This window comes from Micromonospora sp. NPDC050495 (assembly GCF_040655175.1).
Classification (GTDB): domain Bacteria; phylum Actinomycetota; class Actinomycetes; order Mycobacteriales; family Micromonosporaceae; genus Micromonospora.
Window position 1 is genome coordinate 156,725 of record NZ_JBFAJK010000007.1, and the last position, 22,838, is coordinate 179,562.

Sequence of the window (22,838 nt, forward strand, 5' to 3'; positions counted from 1 at the left end):
GGTCCCCGGAGCAGGCGCTCCGGGGACCGTTCTGAGCGGGTCCCGTCAGGCGGCGGGAACCTCCGCGGTGGTCTGGATCCGGTCCAGCGCCGGCGCGGAGACCGGCGACTTCTCGGTCAGGTACGCGGTGAAGGCGTCCAGGTCGATCATGCCGGTGACCGCGTTGGTGCCACCGGTGAGGACGCTGAAGCCGTCACCCCCGCCGGAGAGGAAGTTGTTCACCGTGACCCGGTAGGTCGCGGTGTCGGTGACCGGGGTGCCGTTGATGGTGAGGCTGCCCCGGACCACCCGGGTGCCGCTGCACGGCGTGGCGACCGGTGCGGTGGTGCCGTTGACGTCGACGACGTAGTGCACGGTCGACGAGGCGTACAGCACCTTGGCGGTGGTGAACTGCTGCTCCAACAGGCAGTAGAGCTGCGCACCGGTCAGGTCCAGGGTCACCAGGTTGTTGGCGAACGGCTGGACGGTGAACGCCTCGGCGTAGGTGACCGGGCCGGCGTCGAGGTCGGCGCGGACCCCGCCGGGGTTCATGAACGCGGCGACCGCGTTCTGCTCGTTGTCGGTGGCGGCGAGCTGCGCGTCGGCGATGACGTTGCCGAGCGGCGACTCACCGAACATGTACGTCGGCTTGCCGTTGGCGTCGACCCCGGTCTGGTACAGGTTCTCGGGAGTCTTGGTGAGCACGCCGGTGGTCTCGCCGACCACCTTGTCGGCCACCGGGCCGAGGGCGGTCTTGTAGTGGTTGATCAGCTCGGTGCTGGCCGGGTCCTTCGGGACGTCCCGGGTGACCACGACGTTGTTCGCCGACGCGCTGACGATGTCCCTGGTCCGCCGGTCGATCTTCAGGTCGATGTCGGTGACCAGGCGGCCGAAGGAGCTGGCGCTGGTGACCAGCTTGCCGTTGATGTTGCAGTTGTACGCGGCGTGGGTGTGCCCGCTGACGATCACGTCGATGGCCGGGTCCATCCGGTTGGCGATGTCGACGATCGGGCCGCTGAACCCGGTGCAGTCGTTGATGCCGCCGCCGTTCTGCACGCCACCCTCGTGCAGCAGCACGACGATGGACTCCACGCCCTGCTTGCGCAGGATGCGGGCGTACTTGTTGGCGGTGTCCGCCTCGTCGGCGAAGCTGAGCCCGGCGACGCCCTGCTGGCTGACGATCTGCGGGGTGCCCTCAAGGGTCATCCCGATGAAGCCGATCTTGATGCCGTCGATCTTCTTGATCCCGTACGGCGGCAGCAGCGGCTTGCCGGTGGCGGTCTTGAAGGCGTTCGCCGACAGGTACTGGAAGTCGGCGCCCTTGAACGGGGTGCCGTCGCCGCAGCCGTCGACCGGGTGGCAGCCACCGTTCTGCATGCGCAGCAGCTCGGCGGCGCCCTCGTCGAACTCGTGGTTGCCGACGCTGGTGAACTCGAGCCCGGCGAGGTTCATCTCCTCGATGGTGGGCTCGTCGTGGAAGGCCGCGGAGAGCAGCGGGGAGGCGCCGATCAGGTCACCGGCGGCGACCGTGACGGTGTGGTCCCGCTCCTTCTTCGTGGTGCCGCGCAGCATGTCGAGCTGGGTGGCCAGGTATTCCGCGCCACCGGCGGTCTTACCGTCGATGGTGCCGCTCGAGCCGGTCGGCGGCTCGAGGTTGCCGTGGAAGTCGTTGATGGCGAGCAGCTTGACGTCCACCGGCTTCGGACCGGCCTCGGCCTGGTCGGGGTGGACGGCGACCGCGGTGAACGCGGTCGCGGCGAGTGCGGCCAGGCCGACAGCGGCCCGACGCATCCCGGGGACGGACATGGAACTCCTCATGAGGTTCGGCGCGTGGTTGTCCGGACGATGGTTCGCCCGGCGACCCTGATCCGTGCCGTGACAGGGGTCGGCGCGCAAGGCGGCAATCGGGGGAACGCCGCCCCGCCGGGGGCAAGCTTCTCATCCACTGGGCGTTCGGTCGACCGGGGCGGCCACCGAGAATGGTGGATCCGGGGGGCGACCTGTGCCGGTCTGCCCGACGAGTCCGACATGACGGTCAGGTGAATTCCTTCACGACCGCCCGCTGTCACCCCGGCACCTCGCCCGAGCACGTCCCGCTGGGCGACGATAGCACCGGCGGGCGCGCCGCGGACCGGCGCGACGCCGGCTCCAGGGACCGGGGAGCCGGCGTCGCGTTCCGCGGGGGTCAGCGCCAGGTACCCGCACCCCCCGCCACCCCAGGTCCCCCATTCACCGGCAAACTCCTACCCGCGGCAACCTCTTCGGCGTCAACAAATACGTCCGTGGGGCGGCCGACGGCACCCGAAAGTTGATCGTCCTCGCCGTTCCGGGTGACCCTTCACCTGGTCCGATGTGGAGCAACGACCGACCGCGCCGCGGCCCTCACGGCGTGCGGCCCGACCGTCCACGCGGCCCTAACGCCGTGCGGCCCGGCCCTGCCACGGACCTCGCGCCGTGCCGCCCGACCGCGCCACGGACCTCGCGCCGTGCCGCCCGGCCGTCCCACGCGGACCTCGCGCCGTGCGCCGGGCCGCTCCCGCACCGGTCGCCGCCACGACCGGCAGCCGGGCCCGCGGCGGGCTCCGCCGTCGCGATCAGCCGGGACCGGGTTCAGAACCAGCAGGTCCGGGCCGCGGCATGGCTCACCGGGACGGTGTGCGTGACGCAGCCGTCCGCGGCCACCCGGTGCAGCAGAAAGGCGGTCGGCTCGGCCACCATCCCGAGCTGCGGATCGTCGGTCATGGTCAGGCTCGCCTGCATCCAGGTGCTCGGCGCCGTGGTCAGCACCGTGCCGGCGAAGTTGGCGGTCACCGGGCGGTGCAGGTGGCCGGCGGCGACGCGTACCACGTGGGGGTGCCGCCGGAGCACGGCCGCGAGGTCGTCGGCGTCGGTGAGCCGGCTGGCGTCCAGGGCCGGGATGCCGACCGCGACCGGCGGATGGTGCAGGCACACGACGGCGGGCACCTCGGGCCGGCCGGCGAGCACCCCGTCGAGCCAGCCGAGCTGCTCCTCGCCGAGCCGACCGGCGTCGTCACCGACGGCGAGCGAGTCCAGCACCACGAGCGTCGCGTCCGGGTGGTCGAGGTGGTAGTACGCCGAGAAGCCGCCCCCCAGGTACGGCGTGCCGCCGAACGTGTCCAGCAGGGACTCCCGGTCGTCGTGGCTGCCGGTCGCCAGATGCACCGGCAGCGGGAAGCGTCCGATGATCTCGCGCAACGCGACGTACTCGTCGGGCCGGCCGTTCTCGACCAGGTCGCCGGTGATCACCACACAGTCGGGCCGGGGGCGCAGCGCCAGCGCCCGACCGAGGGCCCGGTGCAGCCCGGTGGCCGGCTCGGCGGCGAGCGGGCCGGTGGTCACGTGCGGGTCGCTGAGCTGGGCGATGAGCATCGACGCCTCCTCGGGCCGGAACCCTCACGCTAGCGTCGACCACCCCACCGCGCGGCCCGCGCTCTGCCCACAGGCCGTGTCCACACCCTGTGGATAGCACATGTGTACGAAGGTCGACGAGCCCGCCGCTGAGTACTCTTGATCGCGCAACCACCCCTCTCACCAGGAACGACGTGGATCACGAGCGAGTCGCCCGAGACGTCACGGTCCGCCTGTCCACGGCGTCGACCGCCCTCGAGGCATGCCAGACGGCAGTCAGCGCGCTCGCCCGGCACACCCCGGCGACCATCTCGGTGCTGCTCGCGGTGCACGACCGGCTCCGCTGCGTCGCGGCCACCGGCGCCTGGCAGGTCTTCGCCACGGTCCCGCACCACGAACCCGGCGCGCCGCACCCCGAGCGGCGGCGCTCGATCGTCGGCCGGGTCTACGCCTCCGGCGAGCCGGCCACCGTCGCCGACGTCACCACCGACCCCGACTACCTCCCGGTACGCCCCGACGTCACCACCGAGCTCTGCGTGCCGGTGCTGGACCCGTCGGGGCGGCCGATCGGCGTGCTCGACCTGCAGTGGAGCAAGCCGGTCGAGCTGGCGCGCTGGCGGGAGACCGCGGAACAGCTGGCCGGCGGGCTGGGCGCCCGGATCGTGGCGCTCGGCGGCCCGCCGGCGGAGAGCCGTAGCGAGAAGCTGCTCCGGCACGCCGCCGCGATGACCGCCGCCCCCACCGACTGGGACCTGATGGCCGCCGCGCTCACCGCGGCCCGAGACGTCTCAGGGCTCGCCGCGGCCGTGCTGCTGCTGGCCGGCCGGCGAGGGCCCCGGCTCGGCGACCCCACCGGCACGCCCGGCGAGCTGGAGGCGCGGCTCCGCGCCGAGCTGGCCGAGGCCGGTCCGGCCGCGTTCGGCCGGCTGATCGCGCGGGCGCACCGGCACGGCGCGGCGTACACGCTGGGCGAGGCGGGACACCCGCCCACCGAGGACTACCAGCCGCTGGCCCGCGCCGGCGCGCGCACCCTGGTGGCGGTGCCGGTCGGCCCGGCGGACGGCGGCGGGGTGCTGCTGGTCGCCGACGAGCGGCTGCTACGTCCCGACCCGACCACGGTCAACCTGATGGAGCTGCTGGCCGGGCAGGCGTGGACCTGCCTCGACCGGCTGCGTACCCTCGACCGGCTGCGCGAGCAGGCCAGCTCCGACCCGCTCACCGGGCTGCGCCACACCGGGCCGTTCGGGCAGCGGATCGCCACCGCCACGCCGGGGCGTACCGCCCTGCTGGCAATCGACGTGGACGGCTTCAAGACGGTCAACGACACGTACGGCCACCAGGCCGGGGACCGGCTGCTGGTGGGGCTGGCCCGGGCGCTGGAGGGCGCGCTGCGGCAGGGCGACGAGCTGTACCGGACCGGCGGGGACGAGTTCGTCGCGGTGATCGAGGTGAACCGCCCGGAGGAGGCGGTCCGGATCGCCGAGCGGCTCGCCGAGGCGGCCCGGCGCACCGGCCGCACCATCAGCGTCGGCGTGGCCCTTCCCCGCCCCGGCGAGTCACCCCAGCGCACCCTGCACCGCGCCGACCAGGCCCTCTACGCCGCCAAGCGCCACGGCCGCGACGCCGTCCACCTCTCCGCCGCCTAACCCCGCCACCCCGGACCCGCCCGCTCTGCCCGCCCCGCGCCCTGCCCTGCCCTGCCCGCCCCGCCTGCCCGCCCTGCCCTGCCCGCCCCGCCCCGCGTCGATCAAGGAGTTGTGGCACCAGCCAAAGGGCGCCGATCGGACATCCGAGGCACCACAACTCCATGATCGGCGAGGCCCGGCGCACGGAGCCCGGCGCAGGGCGGCCCGGGGGTGGTTAGGGGTGGGACAGGTCGGTGGCGAGGAGTTCGGCTATCTGGGCGGTGTTGAGCGCGGCGCCCTTGCGGAGGTTGTCGCCGGTGACGAAGAGGTCGAGGGCGCGGGGGTCGTCCACCGCGCGGCGGATGCGGCCGACCCAGGAGGGGTCGGTGCCGACCGCGTCGATCGGCATCGGGAACTCGCCGGCCGCCGGGTCGTCGACCAGGATCACGCCGGGCGCGTTGCGCAGCGCCTCGCGGGCGCCCTCGGCGTCCACCTCGGTGGCGAAGACCGCGTGCACGGCGACCGAGTGGCCGGTCACCACCGGCACCCGTACGCAGGTGGCGGAGACCTTGAGGTCGGGCAGGCCGAGGATCTTGCGCGACTCGTTGCGCATCTTCAGCTCCTCGGACGACCAGCCGCCGTCGCCGAGCGAGCCGGCCCAGGGCACCACGTTGAGCGCCAGCGGGGCCGGGAACGGACCCAGTTCGTCGCCGACGGCCTGCCGGACGTCACCGGGGCGGGAGCCGAGCACCCGGTCCCCGGCGATCTTGCCGAGTTGGGCGTACAGCGCGTCGGCGCCGGCCTGACCCGCCCCGGACGCCGCCTGGTACGAGGCGAGCACCAGCTCGCGGAGGCCGTACTCGCGGTGCAGCGGGGCGATCGCCACGATCATCGCGAGGGTGGTGCAGTTGGCGTTGGCGATGATGCCCTTGGGCCGGTTGCGTACCTGCTCGGGGTTGATCTCCGGAACGACCAGCGGGACGTCCCGGTCCATCCGGAACGCGCCGGAGTTGTCGACCACCACGGCGCCCCGGGCCACCGCCTCCGGCGCCCACCGCACGGAAACCTCGTCCGGCACGTCGAACATGGCCACGTCGACGCCGTCGAAGGCCTCCGCGGTGAGCTCCTGGACGGTCAGCTCCTCGCCGCGGCACTGCACCCGGCGGCCCGCCGAGCGCGCCGAGGCGAGCAGCCGGATCTCGCCCCAGACGTTGCGGCGGGAGGAGAGCAGCTGGCACATGACCGTGCCGACGGCGCCGGTCGCCCCGACCACGGCGAGGGTGGGCAGTGACATCTCCCGCTACCGCCCGGTCCCCGCGTAGACCACGGCTGCGGTGTCACCGCCCAGGTCGAAGGCGTCGTGGATGGCTCGCACCGCCTTGTCGAGGTCGGTGTCCCGGCAGACCACGGAGACCCGGATCTCGGAGGTGGAGATCATCTCGATGTTCACCCCGGCCGCGCCGAGGGCGGCGAAGAAGCCGGCCGCGACGCCCGGGTGCGAGCGCATCCCGGCGCCGATCAGCGAGACCTTGCCGACGTGGTCGTCGTAGAGCAGGCCCTTGAACTTGACCGACTCCTGGATCTTGCTGAGCGCGGCCATGGCGGTCGGCCCGTCGGTCTTGGGCAGCGTGAACGAGATGTCGGTGCGCCCGGTGCCCTCGGTGGACACGTTCTGCACGATCATGTCGATGTTGATCTCGGCACCGGCGACGGTGTCGAAGATCCGGGCCGCGGCGCCGGGCTCGTCGGGCACCCCGACGATGGTGATCTTCGCTTCGCTGCGGTCGTGGGCGACCCCAGTGATCAGTGCCTGTTCCACAGGAAGGTCCTCCATCGATCCGGTGACCATCGTGCCGGTGTTGGTCGAGTATGACGAACGGACGTGGATCGGCAAGCCCGCGCGCCGGGCGTACTCGACACTGCGCAGGTGCAGCACCTTGGCGCCGCAGGCGGCCAGCTCCAGCATCTCCTCGTAAGTGATGTGCTTGATGTGCCGGGCGTTCGGCACGATCCGGGGATCGGCGGAGAAGACGCCGTCCACGTCGGTGTAGATCTCGCAGACGTCCGCGTCGAGCGCGGCGGCGAGCGCCACAGCGGTGGTGTCCGACCCGCCCCGGCCCAGCGTGGTGACGTCCTTGGTGTCCTGCGAGACGCCCTGGAAGCCGGCCACGATGACCACCGCGCCCTCGTCCAGCGCGCCCTTGAGGCGGCCCGGGGTGACGTCGATGATCCGCGCCCGGCCGTGCACCGAGGTGGTGATCACGCCGGCCTGCGAGCCGGTGAACGAGCGGGCCTCGTACCCCAGGTTGTGGATGGCCATGGCGAGCAGCGCCATGGAGATCCGCTCCCCCGCGGTGAGCAGCATGTCCAGCTCCCGACCGGGCGGCAGCGGGCTCACCTGGTTGGCCAGGTCGAGCAGCTCGTCGGTGGTGTCGCCCATCGCGGAGACCACCACGACCACGTCGTCGCCGGCCTTCCGGGCGGCGACGATGCGCTCGGCCACCCGCTTGATCCGCTCGGCGTTGGCGACGGAGGATCCGCCGTACTTCTGCACCACGAGTGCCACGACGGTGCACTCCCTCCCAGCGACGACCCTGAGCGTGCCGACGCCGCCGGTCCGAGGTCCGGCGGCGCGTGTCAGACCTCCTCAGCGTATCGGGCGGCGTCGGCCGCCGGGTCGGGTGATCCCACCATCCGGCCTGGCGTGGGCGGCTCACCAGCGGCGTGCCGGCCCGTCGAGGTCCGCGCGACACGCCGGCAAGCCAGCCGTACGGCGGGCTCCCCACACCCGGTCGGGCACCGCAGAATGTCCCGGTGCACGCTCATCTCCGCGCGGCCCGGCGACTGGCCGGCGTCCTGGCGATCGCCCTGCCCGCACTGCTGGCCGCCTGCACCGCCGACCCGCCCCGGCCGGCGCCGACCAGCACCGCCGACCCGGCTCCGGCGGAGGCGGACGCGGCCCGGGACGAGTTGGCCGCGCTGGCCGCCGCCGCCCAGGATCGGCACCTGACCGCCACGTACCTGCTCGTCACGGGCGACGGACCGGACCGCACCATCACGGTGACCAGCGCGAACGACGGCAGCTGGCGGGTCGACGTGCCCGGTTGGGGCTGGGGCGGCACGGTCGACGTCTCGCTCGCGGCGAACGGCGACGGGCTGTTCCAGTGCGCGCTGCCGTCGCCGGGGCGGCCGGGGTCGGCGAGCTGCGTACGCCTCGGCGACCCGGACGACGCGCTGCCCCGGAAGCTGGACCCCCGGGTGCAGCACCCTTTCACCGACTGGCTGGAGGTGCTCACCGACCGGCGGGCGCCGCTGGCGGTCTCCCCGGCGACCGCGCCGACCGGGGCCACCGGCGACTGCTACTCGGTCGACACCACCTCGGCGTCGTTGAACGCCCCGCTGGACGTCGGGATCTACTGCTACCGGCCGGACGGCACCCCGGCCGCGGTCCGGGCCGCCTTCGGGACGCTCCGGCTGGCCGGCGAGCCGGGGCCGGCGCCGGCCACCGTGTCGCTGGCCGGACCGGTCGTCGAGGGCGACCCGGTCGGGCGGGAGGCGCCGGAGCCCACCGACAGCGCGAGCACGGGAACGTCCTGACCCACATGTCCGTTACGGGTGCTCTTGGCCACACCTGACCGACCCGTCAGACAGGGCAAAACGTGCATCCGGGATGCTTTGCCCATGACCGACCTCACCCCGCTGCTCGCCTTCCGCTGGAGTCCCCGCGCCTTCGACCCGCACGCCGAGCTCACCGGCGACGAGGCGACCTTGCTGCTCGAGGCCGCCCGCTGGGCGCCGTCGGCGGGCAACGCGCAGCCCTGGCGGTTCGCCCTCGGGCACCGGCAGGACGAGACCTGGAAACGGGTCCTGGTCAGCCTCCCCGAGCCCGAGCAGCGCTGGGCCCGGCATGCCGGGGCCCTGCTGGTCGGCGCGCACACCGGCGCGGCCGGGCCGGGCGCGGCGGAGCGGGCCGCGTACGACCTGGGCCAGGCGATCGCCCACCTCACCGTCCAGGCCACCGCGCTCGGCCTGCACGTGCATCAGCTCACCCGCTTCGACCGCGCCGGCCTCGCCACCGAACTGGACCTGGCCGCCGAGGTCCGGCCCTTCGTGGTGGTCGCGATCGGCCGACTCGGGGACCCGTCCGCACTTCCCGATGACCTGCGGGACCGGGAGACCGCGCTGCGCCACCGCCGGCCGCTCGCCGCCCTCCTGCTCGCCTGAGCCACCCCGCCGGCCCGGTCAGCCGCCGCGGCTGGCCCGGACGAGGACCGTCGCGGCCTCGGTGTTGCGGTAGAGCACGTGCCGGCCCTGCCGGGACCGGGACACCAGGCCGGCGGCGTGCAGCGCGGCCAGGTGCTGCGAGACGCTGCCGCCCGACAGCCCGGTGCGCCGGGCCAGATCGGTGGTGGTCGCCGCCGTGTCGAGCAGGTGCAGCAACGTCGCACGGCCCGGACCGACCACCCGTGCCAGCGCGTCGCCCGAGGGCGGCGCGGTCGCCTCCCAGAGCGTCCCGACCGCCCGGACCGGATACGCAGCGGCGGGCAGCGACGCCTCCAGCAGGTTCCACAGCACCCGCCGCTCGGTGAACACCGTCGGGTTCAGCGCCAACCCACGACCGCGCAGGTCGAAGTCCCGCTCGAACGGGTCGTCGCCGACCACCCGGTCACCGAGCCAGCGCAGGCTCGGGTGCAACCGCTCGAAGAAATGACCGGCCCCGCCCTCGGCGAGTTGGGCGGCGCGGTACGCCACGTCCGCGTCGAGCAGCGCCCGCATCCGCGGCCAGTCCGGGGCGATCGCCTCGTCGTACCAGACGCGCATCGCGTCAACGAGCTGCGGCAGCAGCTCGCGGGGCTCGGCGAGCAGCGCCCGCCCGAACGGGCTCAGCGGCCGGCGCGGCGTGGTCGCCAGCAGGTCCCGAACCACCACGTCGGGGGGCGTCGCCGCGATCTGGTCGAGTTGCTCGGCCATCTCCACGTTCGGGCGGGCCGCCGGGGTGAGGAAGTCGGGCAACGGGCAACCCCGCCAGGTCAGCTCCACAAGCGGTCGGACCCGGGCAGCCACCTCGGGGCGGCGCAACGTCACCCGGGCCCGGTCGATCCAGGGCAGGTGCACCGCGTAGCGGAGCGGGTTGGCCAGCGCCCACATGCTCATGACCGTCTCGTTGGCCGGCGACACGGCGACCCGCACTCCCGCCACGTCGGCCAGGCTGAACCGCAACTCGGACACACGACCCCCGAACCCAGGATTCGGCCCAGCCTAAAAGGTTCGACGGGAACGATGGGGACCGGATTCACTCACCGCCCATGGGGGCCAGAGAGCACATCCGCACCGCCGTCCGCCACGTGGTACCGCCCGCCGGGCTGACCCGCGCCCTGGCCGTCCAGGCCATGGTCGGAGCGGTCGGCAGTGGCCTGTTCCACGCCGGCAGCGCCGTCTTCTTCACCCGGGCGCTCGGCCTCAGCGCCGCCCAGGTCGGGCTGGGCCTGTCCATCGCCGCGGGGGTGTCGCTGCTGGGTACGGTGCCGCTGGGCGGGCTCACCGACCGGTACGGGCCGCAGCGGGTCTGGGTGGTCGGGCTGGTGCTGAACGCCGCGCTCTTCGCGACGTACCCGTTCGTGGGTGGCTTCGCGAGCTTCCTCGCCGTGGTGGTGGCGCTGGCAGCTGTGGACGCGTCGACAGGCGTGGCCCGGCAGGTCTACTCGATCAACGCGGTCCCCCCGGCCGAACGGGTCACGGCGATGGCGTACCAGCGTTCGTCGTTGAACCTCGGCTTCGGGCTGGGGGCGGTGGTCAGCGGCCTGGTGCTGGCGGTGGACACGATCGAGGCGTACCGGGGAATGGTCTGGTTCATCTCGACCGTCTTCCTGGTCACGGCGCTGTTCGTCCGACGACTGCCCCGGCTGCCGCAGGTGGCCCGGCCGGTGGAGCCGCGGAGCCGGCTCGCCGTGCTGCGGGACCGCCCGTTCATGGCCGTGTCCCTGCTGTCCGGACTGCTCACCGCGCACGGCGTGCTCTACCTGACGGTCATGCCGCTGTGGATCCTCACCCACACCGACGCCCCGAAGACGGTGATCGCCGCGCTGGTGCTGCTGAACACGGTCCTGATCGTGCTGCTCCAGGTACGTGTCAGCCGGGGTGCCGACACCGCCGCGGGCGCGGCGCGGGCCTCCCGTCGTGGCGGCCTGCTGATCGCCCTCTCCTGTCTGGTCCTGCCGCTCTCCGCGGCCACCCGGGGGCCGCTCACCATCGTGGTGCTGGTGGCCGCCGCGCTGGTGCTGATCATGGCCGAGCTGATCGAGTCGGCGGGCACCTGGGGGCTCACCGCCACCCTTCCGCCGGACAACCAGCGCGGCGCGTACGTGGGGGCGCTGCGGCTCGGCGAGCAGGTGCAGTACCTGATTGCCCCGGCCGGCCTGACCGCCCTCGGCGTGACCACCGGCGGCTGGGGCTGGTTCCCGATGGCAGCGATCTTCGTGCTGGTCGGAATGGCGATCGTGCCTGCGGTGGCGTGGGCCGGACGGACGCCGCGACTGGGCGAGCCGGTGGCGGAGCGGGCGGTGACTCCGGTCCCATAGTCCGGACCCGCCTTCCCACTGCCGGTCTCACCACGTAGGGTGACCTAGTCATGTGGCGGGCGTTCCTTCTCCTTGGCTGCCGCGACGAGGCCTGACCGGCCGGCACCTCGTCGCGGAGTTGAACCGCGCCGTCCAGCACATCCGATCTTCTTCTCGGCTCCGCCGCGCATCGTCGCGCGGCACCCACGCCGACACCTTCCGATCTGCTGACGCCACATGTTCCCAGGGAGCACACCGAGATGGCTCAACCTGTCACCGACGCTGAGACCGATCCGTTCGCCCGGCAGCGCCCCAGCCGGATGCCGGTCCACCGTTACCTGCCGTACGACCAGCAGTTCCGCGTCGACCTGCCGGACCGCACCTGGCCGACCCGCCGGGTCGAGGCCGCGCCGCGCTGGTGCGCGGTGGACCTGCGCGACGGCAACCAGGCGCTGATCGACCCGATGTCGCCGGAGCGCAAGCGCCGGATGTTCCAGCTGCTCGTGCAGATGGGCTACAAGGAGATCGAGGTCGGCTTCCCCTCGGCCAGCCAGACCGACTACGACTTCGTCCGCCAGCTGATCGAGCAGGACCTCATCCCGGAGGACGTCACCATCCAGGTGCTGACGCAGTGCCGGGAGCACCTGATCGACCGCACCTTCGAGTCGCTGCGCGGCGCCCGCCGGGCCATCGTGCACTTCTACAACTCCACCTCGACGCTGCAGCGCCGGGTGGTCTTCGGCCTGGACCGGGACGGCATCACCGACATCGCGACGAGCGCGGCGCGGCTCTGCCAGAAGTACGCCGAGATCCACACCCCGGACACCGAGATCTACTACGAGTACTCGCCCGAGTCGTACACCGGCACCGAGCTGGAGTACGCGCTGGAGGTCTGCACCAAGGTCATCGAGGTGATCGAGCCGACCCCGGACCGGAAGCTGATCATCAACCTGCCGGCCACCGTCGAGATGGCCACGCCGAACGTCTACGCCGACTCCATCGAGTGGATGCACCGGCGCCTGCCCCGGCGGGACAGCCTGGTGCTGAGCCTGCACCCGCACAACGACCGGGGCACCGGCGTGGCCGCCGCCGAGCTGGGCCTGCTGGCCGGGGCCGACCGCGTCGAGGGCTGCCTGTTCGGCAACGGCGAGCGCACCGGCAACGTCGACCTGGTCACCCTGGGGCTGAACCTGTTCTCCCAGGGCATCGACCCGATGATCGACTTCTCGAACATCGACGAGGTCAAGCGGGCCGTCGAGTACTGCAACCAGCTGCCGGTGCACGAGCGCCACCCGTACGCGGGCGACCTGGTCTACACCGCGTTCTCCGGCTCGCACCAGGACGCCATCAACAAGGGCTTCGACGCGCTGCACGCCGACGCGGCGGCGGCCGGGGTGCCGGTCGACGAGTTCAGCTGGGCGGTGCCCTACCTGCCGATCGACCCGAAGGACCTGGGCCGCACCTACGAGGCGGTCATCCGGGTCAACTCGCAGTCCGGCAAGGGCGGCGTCGCGTACATCATGAAGACCGAGCACCAGCTCGACCTGCCGCGCCGCCTCCAGATCGAGTTCTCCGGCGTGGTCCAGCAGGTCACCGACCACGACGGCGGTGAGGTCGAGCCGGGCACCATGTGGGAGATCTTCGCCCGCAACTACCTGGTCGACCACCAGGTCGACCCGGCGGTCACCCTGGCCGGCTACACCATCGGCACCGCCGACGGCAAGGTGGAGATCGAGGCCCAGGTCGGCACCGGCGACGAGGTCCGCCCGCTCACCGCGGTCGGCAACGGCCCGATCGACGCGTACGTCAACGCGCTGCAGTCGCTGGGCGTGGCGGTACGGGTGCTCGACTACCACGAGCACGCGCTCTCCTCGGGTGGGGACGCGCAGGCCGCCGCGTACGTGGAGTGCGAGGTGGACGGCGCCACGGTCTGGGGCGTCGGCGTCGACGCCAACATCGTGACCGCCTCGATCAAGGCGGTCACCAGCGCGGTCAACCGCGCCCGGAGCTGAGCGACGGGTGGTCGGGCCCCGGCGTGCGGCGCCCGACCACCCGGTCAGACCGGCACGACGACGGGGTTGCCGTCGTCGAGGACGACCGCCTGCGCCACGATCACCCGCTGCCCGTCGAAGGTCGCCGCCGGCGAGCCGTGCAGCCGGTAGCCGTCGGCCAGCAGGTCGCTGACCCGCCGGCAGAAGTCGGCGTCGTCCGGCCCGGTCAGCAGCCGGTACCGCAGCCGGGCCGGCGTCCCACTCTCCTGATCACCCATGGCCCCGACGTTAACAGCGGCGCCGGTCACCGCCGGTCCGGCGGCGTCGAGGCGGGCAGCGACGGGCAGGGCTGGCCGCCGGGTGCGGTCCGCTCCGGCCGGTGGATCAGCACGGCGGCCAGCACCGCACCGGCCACCAGCAGGCCCGCGCACCACGCCAGCGCCCCCCGGTACGCGTCGGCGAGCGCGCCCTTCTGCTCGTACCCGGTGCCGGAGAGGCCGACCAGCAGCGGCAGCGCGGCCACCGCGAGCAGGCCGCCGGCCCGCGAGGCGGCGTTGTTGAACCCGCTCGCCACCCCGGCGAAGCGGTCCGCCACCGCCGCCAGCACCGAGGCGGTCAGCGGCGCGACCACCAGGGTCAGGCCCGCTCCGAACAGGACCACCCCGGGCAGCACATCCGTCCAGTACGACGCGCCCGGCCCGACGCGGCGCAGCAGCAGCAGACCGGCGGCCGCGACCACCGGGCCGACGCTCAGCGGCAGCCGCGGGCCGATCCGGGCCGCCATCGCCCCGGCGCGCGACGAACCGAGTAGCAGCAGCACCGTCATCGGCACCGTGGCCAGGCCGGTGAGCAGCGCCGACCAGCCGACCACGTTCTGCAGGTAGACGGCGAGGAAGAAGGTGAAACCGCCGAGGGCCGCGTACACCACCACGGTGAAGACGTTCAGCACCGAGAACAGCCGGCTGCCGAACAGCCCGGTGGGCAGCATCGCGGTGTCGCCGCGCCGCCGCTCGACGAGCACGAAGGCCACCACGGCGACCACCCCGGCCACCGCCGCGGCCAGCACCGCCGGGGAGCGGGCGCCGCGCGTCGGGGCGTCGATCAGCGCGTACGTGACGCCGCCCAGGCCCAGCGCGCCGAGCAGTGCGCCCGCCACGTCGAACCGCCGCCCCGCCCCGGTCCGCGAGGCGGCCTCGTCCCGGCTCTCCGGCACCCAGCGCAGCGCGGCGAACACCACCCCGACGGCCAGCGGCAGGTTGACGAAGAAGATCCACCGCCAGGAGAACGCGTCGATCAGCCAGCCGCCGAGGAGCGGGCCGAGCGTGGTGGCCACCCCGGAGAGCCCGGACCAGGTGCCGATCGCCTTGCCCCGGTCATCGGGGTGGAAGCTGGCCTGGAGCACGGCGAGCGAGCCGGGGGTGAGCAGCGCCCCGCCGGCGCCCTGGAGGAACCGCGCCGCGATCAGCCAGCCGATCCCCTGGGACAGTCCGCAGAGCACCGACGCCACGGCGAACCACACCACCCCGAGCAGGAAGATCCGCCGCCGGCCGAACCGGTCCCCGAGCGCGCCGCCGAGCAGCACGAACGCGGCCAGCATGAGCAGGTAGCCGTTCACCGTCCACTGGAGATCGGCGACGGTGGCGTCGAGGTCCGCCCCGAGCCGGGGCAGCGCCACGTTGACCACGGTGCTGTCCAGGAAGACCATGCCGGAGGCGAGGGTCGCGGCGAGCAGGGTGCCCCGGCCGGCGGCGGTGCCGGTGCGGAGTGCGGGGGCCGGTGGGGTCATGGAAGTCCACTCTGCCGGGCCCCGGGTCCCGACGCCACGAATCACAGAATCCGCCGCCAGGTACTGTGCGGACTCGCCGGGAGCCCGCAAGCTAAAGAGGTGTCGTCTGTGCGTACGAGATCAGGAGCCCGTGCCGGGTCGGCGGCCGCGCTCACCGCGGCGCTGGTGCTCGGCGTGTCCGGCTGTGTGCCGATGGCCGACGAGCCGGCGACGTCGCCGAGCGCCACGGGCAACGTCAACCAGCAGCTCGGTGAGCTGACCGTCGCGGCGGCCGGTTCGATGAAGGGTTACAGCCGGACCCACTTCCCGCACTGGCGGGGCACCGGCAAGAACTGCGACGTGCGGGACAGCGTGCTGCAACGGGACGGGGAGGGCATCAAGCTCTCCGGTTGCAACGTGGTCGGTGGCCGCTGGGAGAGCGTGTACGACGGGATGGCGCTGACCGATCCCGCCGACGTGGACATCGACCACATGGTGCCACTGGCCAACGCGTGGCGGTCGGGCGCCGACGAGTGGGACGACTCGAAGCGCGGCGATTTCGCCAACGACCTGACCCGGCCCCAGCTGGTGGCGGTTTCGCAGCGGTCCAACCGGGCAAAGGGTGACCAGGACCCGTCCCAGTGGAAGCCGCCCAGCAAGTCCTACTGGTGCCAGTACGCGGCCGACTGGGTGACGGTGAAGCACTACTGGCGGCTCACGGTGACCAGCGCCGAGAAGGCCGCCCTGACCGACATGTTGGAGGGCTGCCCGTGAGCGGGCGCCGGCGAGCGGATCCCCGCCCCGGCGGGGCGGCCAGCGAGCGGAGCGAGGGGGCCGGATGAGTGAGCAAGCGGTGACCGGGTCCGGCGGTACGCCGGGGCCGGAGCAGACACCGGACGCGGCGGGCGGGGACGCGGCGGCGTCCCCCGCCGGTGCGACCGCGGCCGGTCCGACCTCGGCCGGCATGACGGCCGACGGCGCGCCCGCCGCCCCGGCCGACGTCTCCGGCGCCGGCATGGCCGCCGACGCGGCCCCGCCGGCCGGCGGGACGCAGCAGCGGAGCACCGACATCACGGCCGGGCCGGGCGGCGTGATGACCGACGAGGTCGGCGTGGTGACCGGGGAGCTCACCCTGCGCACCGAGTGGGCCGACGGGCAGGTCGTCCTGCGCGTGCAGTACAAGGACGCCGACGAGTGGTACGTGGTGACCGGCGGGAAGGCGGCGCTGGCCGACCCGGCCGGGCTGGACGCGGTGCACGCCATCGCGGTCGCCCTGCTGAACCGTCCCGAGGGCTGAACCAGGACGAGGCCCCCTTCCCGGCTCGGGAAGGGGGCCTCGTCCTGTGCTCACGGGGTCGGGATCAGCTCACCGGGGTCGCCCGGCGCCGCGCCGTCGTCCGGCCGGACCAGCTCCGGCTCCACCTCGTGCGGCCGAATCCGGCCGGCCGCGATGTCCTCGGCGTAGTGGCACGCGACCCGGTGACTGCCGAGCACCTCGCGCAGCGCCGGCCGTTCCTCCGCGCAGCGGGTCGGCTGGGCCCACGGGCACCGGGTGTGGAACCGGCAGCCGGCCGGCGGGTTCGTCGGCGAGGGCAGGTCGCCGGCGAGCAGGATCCGCTCGCGGCGGTCCTCCACCTGCGGGTCCGGCACCGGCACCGCCGACATCAGCGCCCGGGTGTACGGGTGCATCGGCTCCCGGTAGAGGTCGTCGCTGGACGCCTCCTCGACCAGGCCACCGAGGTACATCACTCCGACCGTGTCCGCGATGTGCCGGACCACCGCGAGGTCGTGCGCGATGATCAGGTACGTCAGGCCGCGCTCGTTCTGGATGTCCTCGAGCAGGTTGAGCACCTGGGCCTGGATCGACACGTCCAGCGCGGAGACCGGCTCGTCGGCGACGATCAGTTCCGGGTCGAGCACCAGCGCCCGGGCGATGCCGATGCGCTGCCGCTGGCCGCCGGAGAACTCGTGCGGGTACTTGCTCAGCGCGGAGGCGGGCAGGCCGACCGCGGCCAGGGTGTCCCGCAGCCGCTTGGCGGTGGCCGCCTTGTCGCCGGCCAGCCCGTGCGCCTTGAGTCCTTCGACCAGCAGCGACTCCACCGACTGGCGGGGGTCGAGACTGGACAGCGGATCCTGGAAGATCATCTGCATCCGGCGGCGGGCCTTGCGCATCGACTCGCCCTTGAGCGAGCGGACGTCCGTGCCGTCGAACACGATCTCGCCGTCGGTCGGCTCGACCAGCCGCAGCAGGCCCCGGCCCAGCGTGGACTTGCCGCAGCCCGACTCGCCCACCAGCCCGTACGTCTCGCCCCGGTTGATGGAGAGCGAGACGCCGTCCACGGCGTAGACGTAGCCGATCGTCCGGTCGAAGAGCACCCCGCTCTTGACCGGGAAGTGGACCTTGACGTCGCGCAGTTCGACCAGGGGTTCGGTCCGCTCGGTCAGCTCGGTCACGGGACCGCCACCTCCTCGGAAACGGGGTTGTTGCAGCGCAGGTCGCCGCCGGTCGCGGTGGGCTCCAGCGGCGGGGTGCCCTCCAGGCAGGCGTCCACCACGTTGTCGCAGCGCGGCGCGAAGGCGCACCCCTCGCCCCAGGGGATGTTGTCGGCCACCGAGCCACGGATGGCGTGCAGCCGCTCGCCCCGGGGCGAGTCCAGCCGGGGCACCGAGCTCAGCAGCCCGTGCGTGTACGGGTGCCGCGGCCGGGCGAACAGCTCGTGTCGGGCCGCCCGCTCCACCACCTTGCCGCCGTAGAGCACGTTGACCGTGTCGCAGAGGCCGGCGACCACGCCCAGGTCGTGCGTGATCATGATGAGCGCGGTGCCGGTCTCGTCGACGAGCTGCTTGAGCAGGGTGAGGATCTGCGCCTGGATGGTCACGTCCAGGGCGGTGGTCGGCTCGTCCGCGATCAGCAGCCGCGGCTTGCAGGCCAGCGCGATGGCGATCAGCGCCCGCTGCCGCATGCCGCCGGAGATCTGGTGCGGGTATTCCTTGAGCCGGCGGTTCGGGTCCGGGATGCCGACGGCGTCGAGCAGCTCCCGGGCCTCCTTCAGGGCCGCCTTGCGGTCCATGCCCCGGTGCCGTTCCAGCACCTCGGCCACCTGGATGCCGATCGGCACGACCGGGTTCAGCGAGGAGAGCGGGTCCTGGAAGATCATGCCGATGTCCCGGCCACGCCGATCCCGCAGGTCGTCCGGGCGCAGCTTCAGCAGGTCGGCGCCGTCGAAGTTGACCTCGCCGGTGACCTTGTTGCCGCGCCCGGGCAGCAGGCCCATGATCGCCAGGCTGGTCACGCTCTTGCCACAGCCGGACTCGCCGACCAGACCCACGGTCTGCCCCGGCTCCACACTGAAGCTGACCTTGTCGACCGCGGTGAACGGCCGCTCGCCACGGCGCTGGAACACCACGGTCAGGTCACGTACGTCGAGCAGGCTCATCGGGTCACGTCCTCTCGCCGGCCGGGGCCGGCCATGCTGGTCCAGCGCATCGCCGTCACCGCCGGCTCTTCGGGTCGATCGCCTCGCGCATGCCCTCGCCCAGCAGGGTGAAGCCGAGCGCGACAATGATGATCGCGACCGCCGGGTAGTAGGCCAGTTCGGGGCGGACCTCGAAGTAGCGCTGACCGTCCACGCCGAGCATCAGGCCCCACTCGGCGCGGTTGATGTCGGGGTCACCGAGGCCGAGGAAGGAGAGTGACGCCGCCTCCAGGATCGCGGTGGAGAGGGTCAGTGTGGCCTGCACGATCACCGCGGTCATCGCGTTCGGCAGCATGTGCCGGAGCACGATCGACCTCTGCTTGACGCCGAGCGCCCGGGCGGCCAGCACGTGGTCGCTCTCCCGTTGCGCGAGCATCGAACCGCGCAGCAGCCGGGCGAAGATCGGCACGTTGACGATGGCCACCGCGATGATGACCGTCCACTGGCTGGACCGGCTGGCCATGGCCACCAGGCTGATCGCCAGCAGCAGGGCCGGCAGCGCCAGCATCACGTCGGTGAAGCGCATCAGGATGTTGTCGACCCAGCCGCCGAAGGCGCCGGCGATCGCGCCGACCAGCACGCCCAGGGCCAGCCCGATGAAGGTGGCGAGCACGCCGACGAACAGGGTCTGCCGGCTTCCGTGGATCATGCGGGACAGGAAGTCCCGGCCGAGCGGGTCGGAGCCCAACGGGAAATCGCTGCTGGCCCCGGGGATGTTGTCCACGGTGAGGTTCTTCGTCAGCTCGTCGAAGCGCTGCGCGGGGTCGTGCGGCGCGAGCAGCGGTGCGAAGATCGCCACCAGGATGAACAGCGCCACGATGGACGCGCCGAAGATCGCCGTCGGGTTGCGCCGCAGCCGGCGGAACGCGTCCCGGACCAGGCTCACGCCGCCCTTGTCGGCGGTGGCCTGGGCGAGCTGCTCCAACCGGGCGCGCTTGCGCTCGCCGAGCCGGTCGAGGCCGCGCGGCAGGGTGCCCTCGCGCTTCTCCTCGACGGCGGAGGGGTCCACGCTCTCGCGTTGCGGGGACACCGTGGGCCGGGTGATCGGATCACTCATCGCACACGCACCCTCGGGTCGATGAAGGCGTAGGAGAGGTCGACCAGGAGGTTGACCAGCACGAAGACCAGCGCGGCCAGCAGGATCAGCGCCTGGAGCACCGGGTAGTCACGGCCGCCGCTGATCGAGTTGTAGATCAGTGTGCCGAGGCCGCCCCAGTTGTAGACCCGCTCGGTGAGCACCGCGCCGGAGAGCAGCGCGCCAGTCTGCAGGCCGATGGTGGTGACCACCGGCAGCAGGGCGTTGCGCAGGATGTGCCGGCCCCGGATGGTCTTGTGCCGCAGGCCCTTCGCCTCGGCCGTGCGGACGAAGTCCTCGTTGAGCACGTCGAGCACGCTGGCCCGGGTGATCCGGACGATCACCGCGAGCGGGATGGTGGCCAGGGTGAGCGCCGGCAGGATCAGGTGCCAGAGCGCGTCCGCGGTGGCGTCGAACTCCCGCGTGAGCAGACCGTCGAGGACGAAGAAGCCGGTGATCTCGGTGTTGTCCACGCCGGTGCTCATCCGGCCCGAGGGCGGGAACCAGTGGATGTTCTGGGTGAAGACGTCCTTGAGCAGGTAGCCCAGGAAGAAGATCGGAATCGAGATGCCGAGCAGGGTGCCGGCGATGCTCATGTTGTCCAGCAGCCGGCCGCGGTGCCGGGCGGCCAGGTAGCCGAGCGGCACGCCGAGCCCGATCGCGATGACCATGGCGGCCGCGGCCAGCTCGATGGTGGCGGGAAAGGCGCGGCCGATCACCTCGGTGACCGGATCGCCGCTCCGGATCGAGTTACCGAAGTCGCCGGTCAGCAGCCGCTGCATGAACTTGGCGTACTGCACCAGGATCGGCTGGTCGTAGCCGAGCGCCTTGATCAGCAGGGCCCGCCGTTCCGGGGTGGCCCGCTCACCGAGCAGCGCCTCGATCGGTCCGCCGGGCAGGTTCCGCAGCCAGACGAAGACGAGCGCGGACAGCCCTATCAGGGTCACCACCAGCTGTAGCAGGCGGCGGACTATGACTCGCAACATCTCTCACACACCAGATTCTCGGTAGCCGCCGAATCGGCCCGGGCCGGGGTAAGCCCAGCCCGGGCCGATTCCGTGTCGCGTCAGCGGATCAGGCGTCCTCAGCCGACGCTGACGGTGTTGAACCGCTCGTCCGTCAGCGGGCTGGCGACCAGACCCTTGACGTCCTTGGTGACCACGATGGCCGGCGGGGCGTGCCACACCGGCACGGCCGGCAGCCACTTGGCGGCGATGTCGCGGTTGACCTGCTCCCACGCGGCCTTCTTGCCGGCCTCGTCGACCGTGCCGTCGGCCTTGGTGATGGCGTCGAACATCTCGGTCATGGACTGGTCGCCGAACTCGACCTTGGCGCGGCCGAAGAACGTGCCGACGAAGTTGCCCGGGTCGTTGTAGTCACCGGTCCAGCCGAGGATGTGCAGGTCGTGCTTGCCGAACTGCTGCACGTCGTCCTTGTAGCCACCGTTCCACGGGCGGGCCACACCGTTGACCTTGATGCCCACGGCCTGGAGGTCGTTGGCCAGGACGGTGAAGATCTCCTGCGGGTTCGGCATGTACGGCCGGGACACGTCGGTCGGGTAGTAGAAGTTCAAGGTCAGGTTGCTGACCCCGGCCTCCTTGAGCAGCTGCTTGGCCTTGTCCGGGTTGTACTCGTACTTCTGCACGTCCTGGGCGTAGCCGAGCACGGTGTCCGGCATGAACTCGTCGGCGACCTTGGTGCCACCCGGGCCCTTGGTCTGGACGAGCTGCTGGCGGTTGAGGGCGTAGGCGATGGCCTGGCGCACCCGCAGGTCCTTCAGCTTCGGGTTCTTCTGGTTGAAGCCGAGGTAGAGGATGTTGAACGCCGGGCGGTCGAGGACCTGGAAGCCCTCGCCCGAGAGCGCCTTGCGGTCGGCCGGGGCCGGGAAGTCGATGCCCTGGACGGTGCCGGCGCGCAGCTCCTGCTTGCGGGTGTTCTCGTCCTCAATGATCTTGATGACGAGCTTGTCCACCTTGGCCTTCTCGCCCCAGTAGTCGGGGTTCCGGTTCAAGGTGATCTCACCCTTGGCCTTGTCCCAGCCGCCGAAGGTGAACGGGCCGGTGCCGACCGGGTGCTCGTTGGCGAACGCGCTGTACTCGAAGGAGTCGCCGTTCTGCTTCACCGTGTTGGCGTCGTACTTCTTCAGCGCCTCGGGGCTCGCGATCGAGAGCGCGGTCAGCGCGAACGCGCCGGGGAAGGCGCCCTTGTACCGGTTCATCGTGACGACGGCGGTGCCGTCGTCCTTCGCCTCGCACTTGTTGTAGACAGGCTCGCCGACACCCTCGGCCTCGTTCTTGGCGAAACCGCCGAAGACGTCCGAGTAGTAGATCATCTGCGACTGGGCGGCGGCGCCCTTCATGTTGAACCAGCGGTCGAAGTTGAAGCAGACCGCGGCCGCGTTGAAGTCGGTGCCGTCGTGGAACTTCACGCCCTTGCGGAGGTGGAAGGTCCAGACCTTGCCGTCAGGGTCGTGCTCCCAGCTCTCCGCCAGGGCGCCCTGCAGATCGGCCGTGCCCGGCTTGTTCTGCACGAGGGTGTCGTACATCTGCCGGATCGGCCGGAACGACTCACCGTCGTCGTTGAAGATCGGGTCGAAGTTCTTGGGGTTACCGGCGCCCGCGAAGACGAAGGTGCCGCCGGTCTTGGCCCCACCGCTGCCCTCGTCGCGCTCGCTCTTGGCGCAGCCGGACGCTCCGACCGCCAGAGCGGCAGCGGCCGCGAGGGCCACGGCCGCTTTAAGCCTGCTCGCCTGCATCTCTCACCTCTGTCATGCGCATGTCCCACGCCGAGCTGTGACTCAGTCCGTGTGCGGGAGGCTATGACACGACACACAGAAGCGGAACGCCCGTTAGGCAATCGCTATCAAGCCGACACCAAGCTGCCGGGTCTGACAGCACCTGATCTTCCGACAAACAGGACTGTCACAGCGACGAGCAGATGGTGGGATAGGACGGATCAGCGCAAAGCGGACGGCGCGCCGGCCAGCCGGTCGGCGCGTGGC

General features: G+C 72.2%; 19 protein-coding genes. 7 read left to right on the forward strand and 12 right to left on the reverse strand.

Going from position 1 to position 22,838, the window contains the following annotated elements:
• Positions 1-45: 45 nt before the first annotated feature.
• Positions 46-1,785 (reverse strand): bifunctional metallophosphatase/5'-nucleotidase, encoded by a 1,740-nt coding sequence (locus tag AB0I11_RS11065; RefSeq protein ID WP_357317023.1) that lies wholly within the window; start codon positions 1,783-1,785, stop codon positions 46-48.
• Between the two features lie 804 nt (positions 1,786-2,589).
• A complete protein-coding gene (locus AB0I11_RS11070; RefSeq protein WP_357317026.1) occupies positions 2,590-3,369 on the reverse strand; it encodes a phosphodiesterase in 780 nt (259 codons plus the stop codon).
• A gap of 173 nt (positions 3,370-3,542) precedes the next feature.
• On the opposite strand from AB0I11_RS11070, the gene AB0I11_RS11075 reads away from it, so the two are divergent.
• A complete protein-coding gene (locus tag AB0I11_RS11075) occupies positions 3,543-4,994 on the forward strand; it encodes a sensor domain-containing diguanylate cyclase (RefSeq protein WP_357317029.1) in 1,452 nt (483 codons plus the stop codon).
• 214 nt (positions 4,995-5,208) lie between these two features.
• Here the strand turns inward: AB0I11_RS11075 and AB0I11_RS11080 are convergent, their stop codons facing one another.
• Both AB0I11_RS11080 and AB0I11_RS11085 read right to left on the reverse strand, forming a co-directional pair.
• Positions 5,209-6,267 carry an aspartate-semialdehyde dehydrogenase gene (locus tag AB0I11_RS11080; protein ID WP_357317032.1) on the reverse strand — a complete coding sequence of 353 codons (1,059 nt, stop codon included), beginning with the start codon at positions 6,265-6,267 and terminating at the stop codon, positions 5,209-5,211.
• A 6-nt stretch (positions 6,268-6,273) separates the two neighbouring features.
• Positions 6,274-7,539: an aspartate kinase gene (locus AB0I11_RS11085; protein WP_357317035.1), complete on the reverse strand. Its 1,266-nt coding sequence runs from the start codon at positions 7,537-7,539 to the stop codon at positions 6,274-6,276.
• Between the two features lie 248 nt (positions 7,540-7,787).
• Here AB0I11_RS11085 and AB0I11_RS11090 point away from each other — a divergent pair, with 248 nt between their 5' ends.
• Together AB0I11_RS11090 and AB0I11_RS11095 are read left to right on the forward strand one after the other, a co-directional pair.
• Entirely contained in the window at positions 7,788-8,570 is a 783-nt protein-coding gene (locus AB0I11_RS11090; RefSeq protein WP_357317038.1) for a hypothetical protein, read from the forward strand.
• Positions 8,571-8,654: 84 nt separating this feature from the next.
• A complete protein-coding gene (locus tag AB0I11_RS11095) occupies positions 8,655-9,197 on the forward strand; it encodes a nitroreductase family protein (protein ID WP_357317042.1) in 543 nt (180 codons plus the stop codon).
• Between the two features lie 18 nt (positions 9,198-9,215).
• Here the strand turns inward: AB0I11_RS11095 and AB0I11_RS11100 are convergent, their stop codons facing one another.
• Positions 9,216-10,202, reverse strand: coding sequence for a MarR family transcriptional regulator (locus AB0I11_RS11100; protein WP_357317045.1), 987 nt, complete (start codon positions 10,200-10,202; stop codon positions 9,216-9,218).
• Positions 10,203-10,279: 77 nt separating this feature from the next.
• On the opposite strand from AB0I11_RS11100, the gene AB0I11_RS11105 reads away from it, so the two are divergent.
• Positions 10,280-11,551 (forward strand): MFS transporter, encoded by a 1,272-nt coding sequence (locus AB0I11_RS11105; RefSeq protein WP_357317048.1) that lies wholly within the window; start codon positions 10,280-10,282, stop codon positions 11,549-11,551.
• Between the two features lie 239 nt (positions 11,552-11,790).
• Positions 11,791-13,542, forward strand: a complete 1,752-nt coding sequence (gene leuA / locus AB0I11_RS11110; RefSeq protein ID WP_357317051.1) for a 2-isopropylmalate synthase — start codon at positions 11,791-11,793, stop codon at positions 13,540-13,542.
• Between the two features lie 44 nt (positions 13,543-13,586).
• On the opposite strand, the gene AB0I11_RS11115 is transcribed toward leuA, so the two are convergent.
• Together AB0I11_RS11115 and AB0I11_RS11120 are read right to left on the reverse strand one after the other, a co-directional pair.
• On the reverse strand, positions 13,587-13,799 hold the full coding sequence (locus AB0I11_RS11115) for a DUF1737 domain-containing protein (protein WP_091316864.1): 213 nt from the start codon (positions 13,797-13,799) through the stop codon (positions 13,587-13,589).
• A 26-nt stretch (positions 13,800-13,825) separates the two neighbouring features.
• Positions 13,826-15,307: an MFS transporter gene (locus AB0I11_RS11120; protein ID WP_357317056.1), complete on the reverse strand. Its 1,482-nt coding sequence runs from the start codon at positions 15,305-15,307 to the stop codon at positions 13,826-13,828.
• 192 nt (positions 15,308-15,499) lie between these two features.
• Here AB0I11_RS11120 and AB0I11_RS11125 point away from each other — a divergent pair, with 192 nt between their 5' ends.
• Positions 15,500-16,060, forward strand: a complete 561-nt coding sequence (locus tag AB0I11_RS11125) for an HNH endonuclease family protein (protein ID WP_357317144.1) — start codon at positions 15,500-15,502, stop codon at positions 16,058-16,060.
• A 64-nt stretch (positions 16,061-16,124) separates the two neighbouring features.
• Positions 16,125-16,583, forward strand: coding sequence for a hypothetical protein (locus tag AB0I11_RS11130; protein WP_357317059.1), 459 nt, complete (start codon positions 16,125-16,127; stop codon positions 16,581-16,583).
• 50 nt (positions 16,584-16,633) lie between these two features.
• Here AB0I11_RS11130 and AB0I11_RS11135 read toward each other — a convergent pair whose 3' ends face one another.
• The 5 genes from AB0I11_RS11135 to AB0I11_RS11155 all read right to left on the reverse strand — a co-directional run bounded on the left by AB0I11_RS11135 (position 16,634) and on the right by AB0I11_RS11155 (position 22,592).
• Positions 16,634-17,731 (reverse strand): oligopeptide/dipeptide ABC transporter ATP-binding protein, encoded by a 1,098-nt coding sequence (locus tag AB0I11_RS11135; protein WP_357317147.1) that lies wholly within the window; start codon positions 17,729-17,731, stop codon positions 16,634-16,636.
• 5 nt (positions 17,732-17,736) lie between these two features.
• The gene (locus AB0I11_RS11140; RefSeq protein WP_357317062.1) at positions 17,737-18,723 is read right to left on the reverse strand and encodes an ABC transporter ATP-binding protein; all 987 of its coding nucleotides are present in this window, start codon (positions 18,721-18,723) and stop codon (positions 17,737-17,739) included.
• A 55-nt stretch (positions 18,724-18,778) separates the two neighbouring features.
• Positions 18,779-19,819, reverse strand: coding sequence for an ABC transporter permease (locus AB0I11_RS11145; RefSeq protein ID WP_357317065.1), 1,041 nt, complete (start codon positions 19,817-19,819; stop codon positions 18,779-18,781).
• Complete coding sequence (locus AB0I11_RS11150) at positions 19,816-20,823, reverse strand: ABC transporter permease (protein ID WP_357317068.1); 1,008 nt, start codon at positions 20,821-20,823, stop codon at positions 19,816-19,818. The genes AB0I11_RS11145 and AB0I11_RS11150 overlap by 4 nt, the downstream gene beginning before the upstream one ends.
• Before the next feature lie 98 nt (positions 20,824-20,921).
• On the reverse strand, positions 20,922-22,592 hold the full coding sequence (locus AB0I11_RS11155; protein ID WP_357317071.1) for an ABC transporter substrate-binding protein: 1,671 nt from the start codon (positions 22,590-22,592) through the stop codon (positions 20,922-20,924).
• Positions 22,593-22,838: the final 246 nt, after the last annotated feature.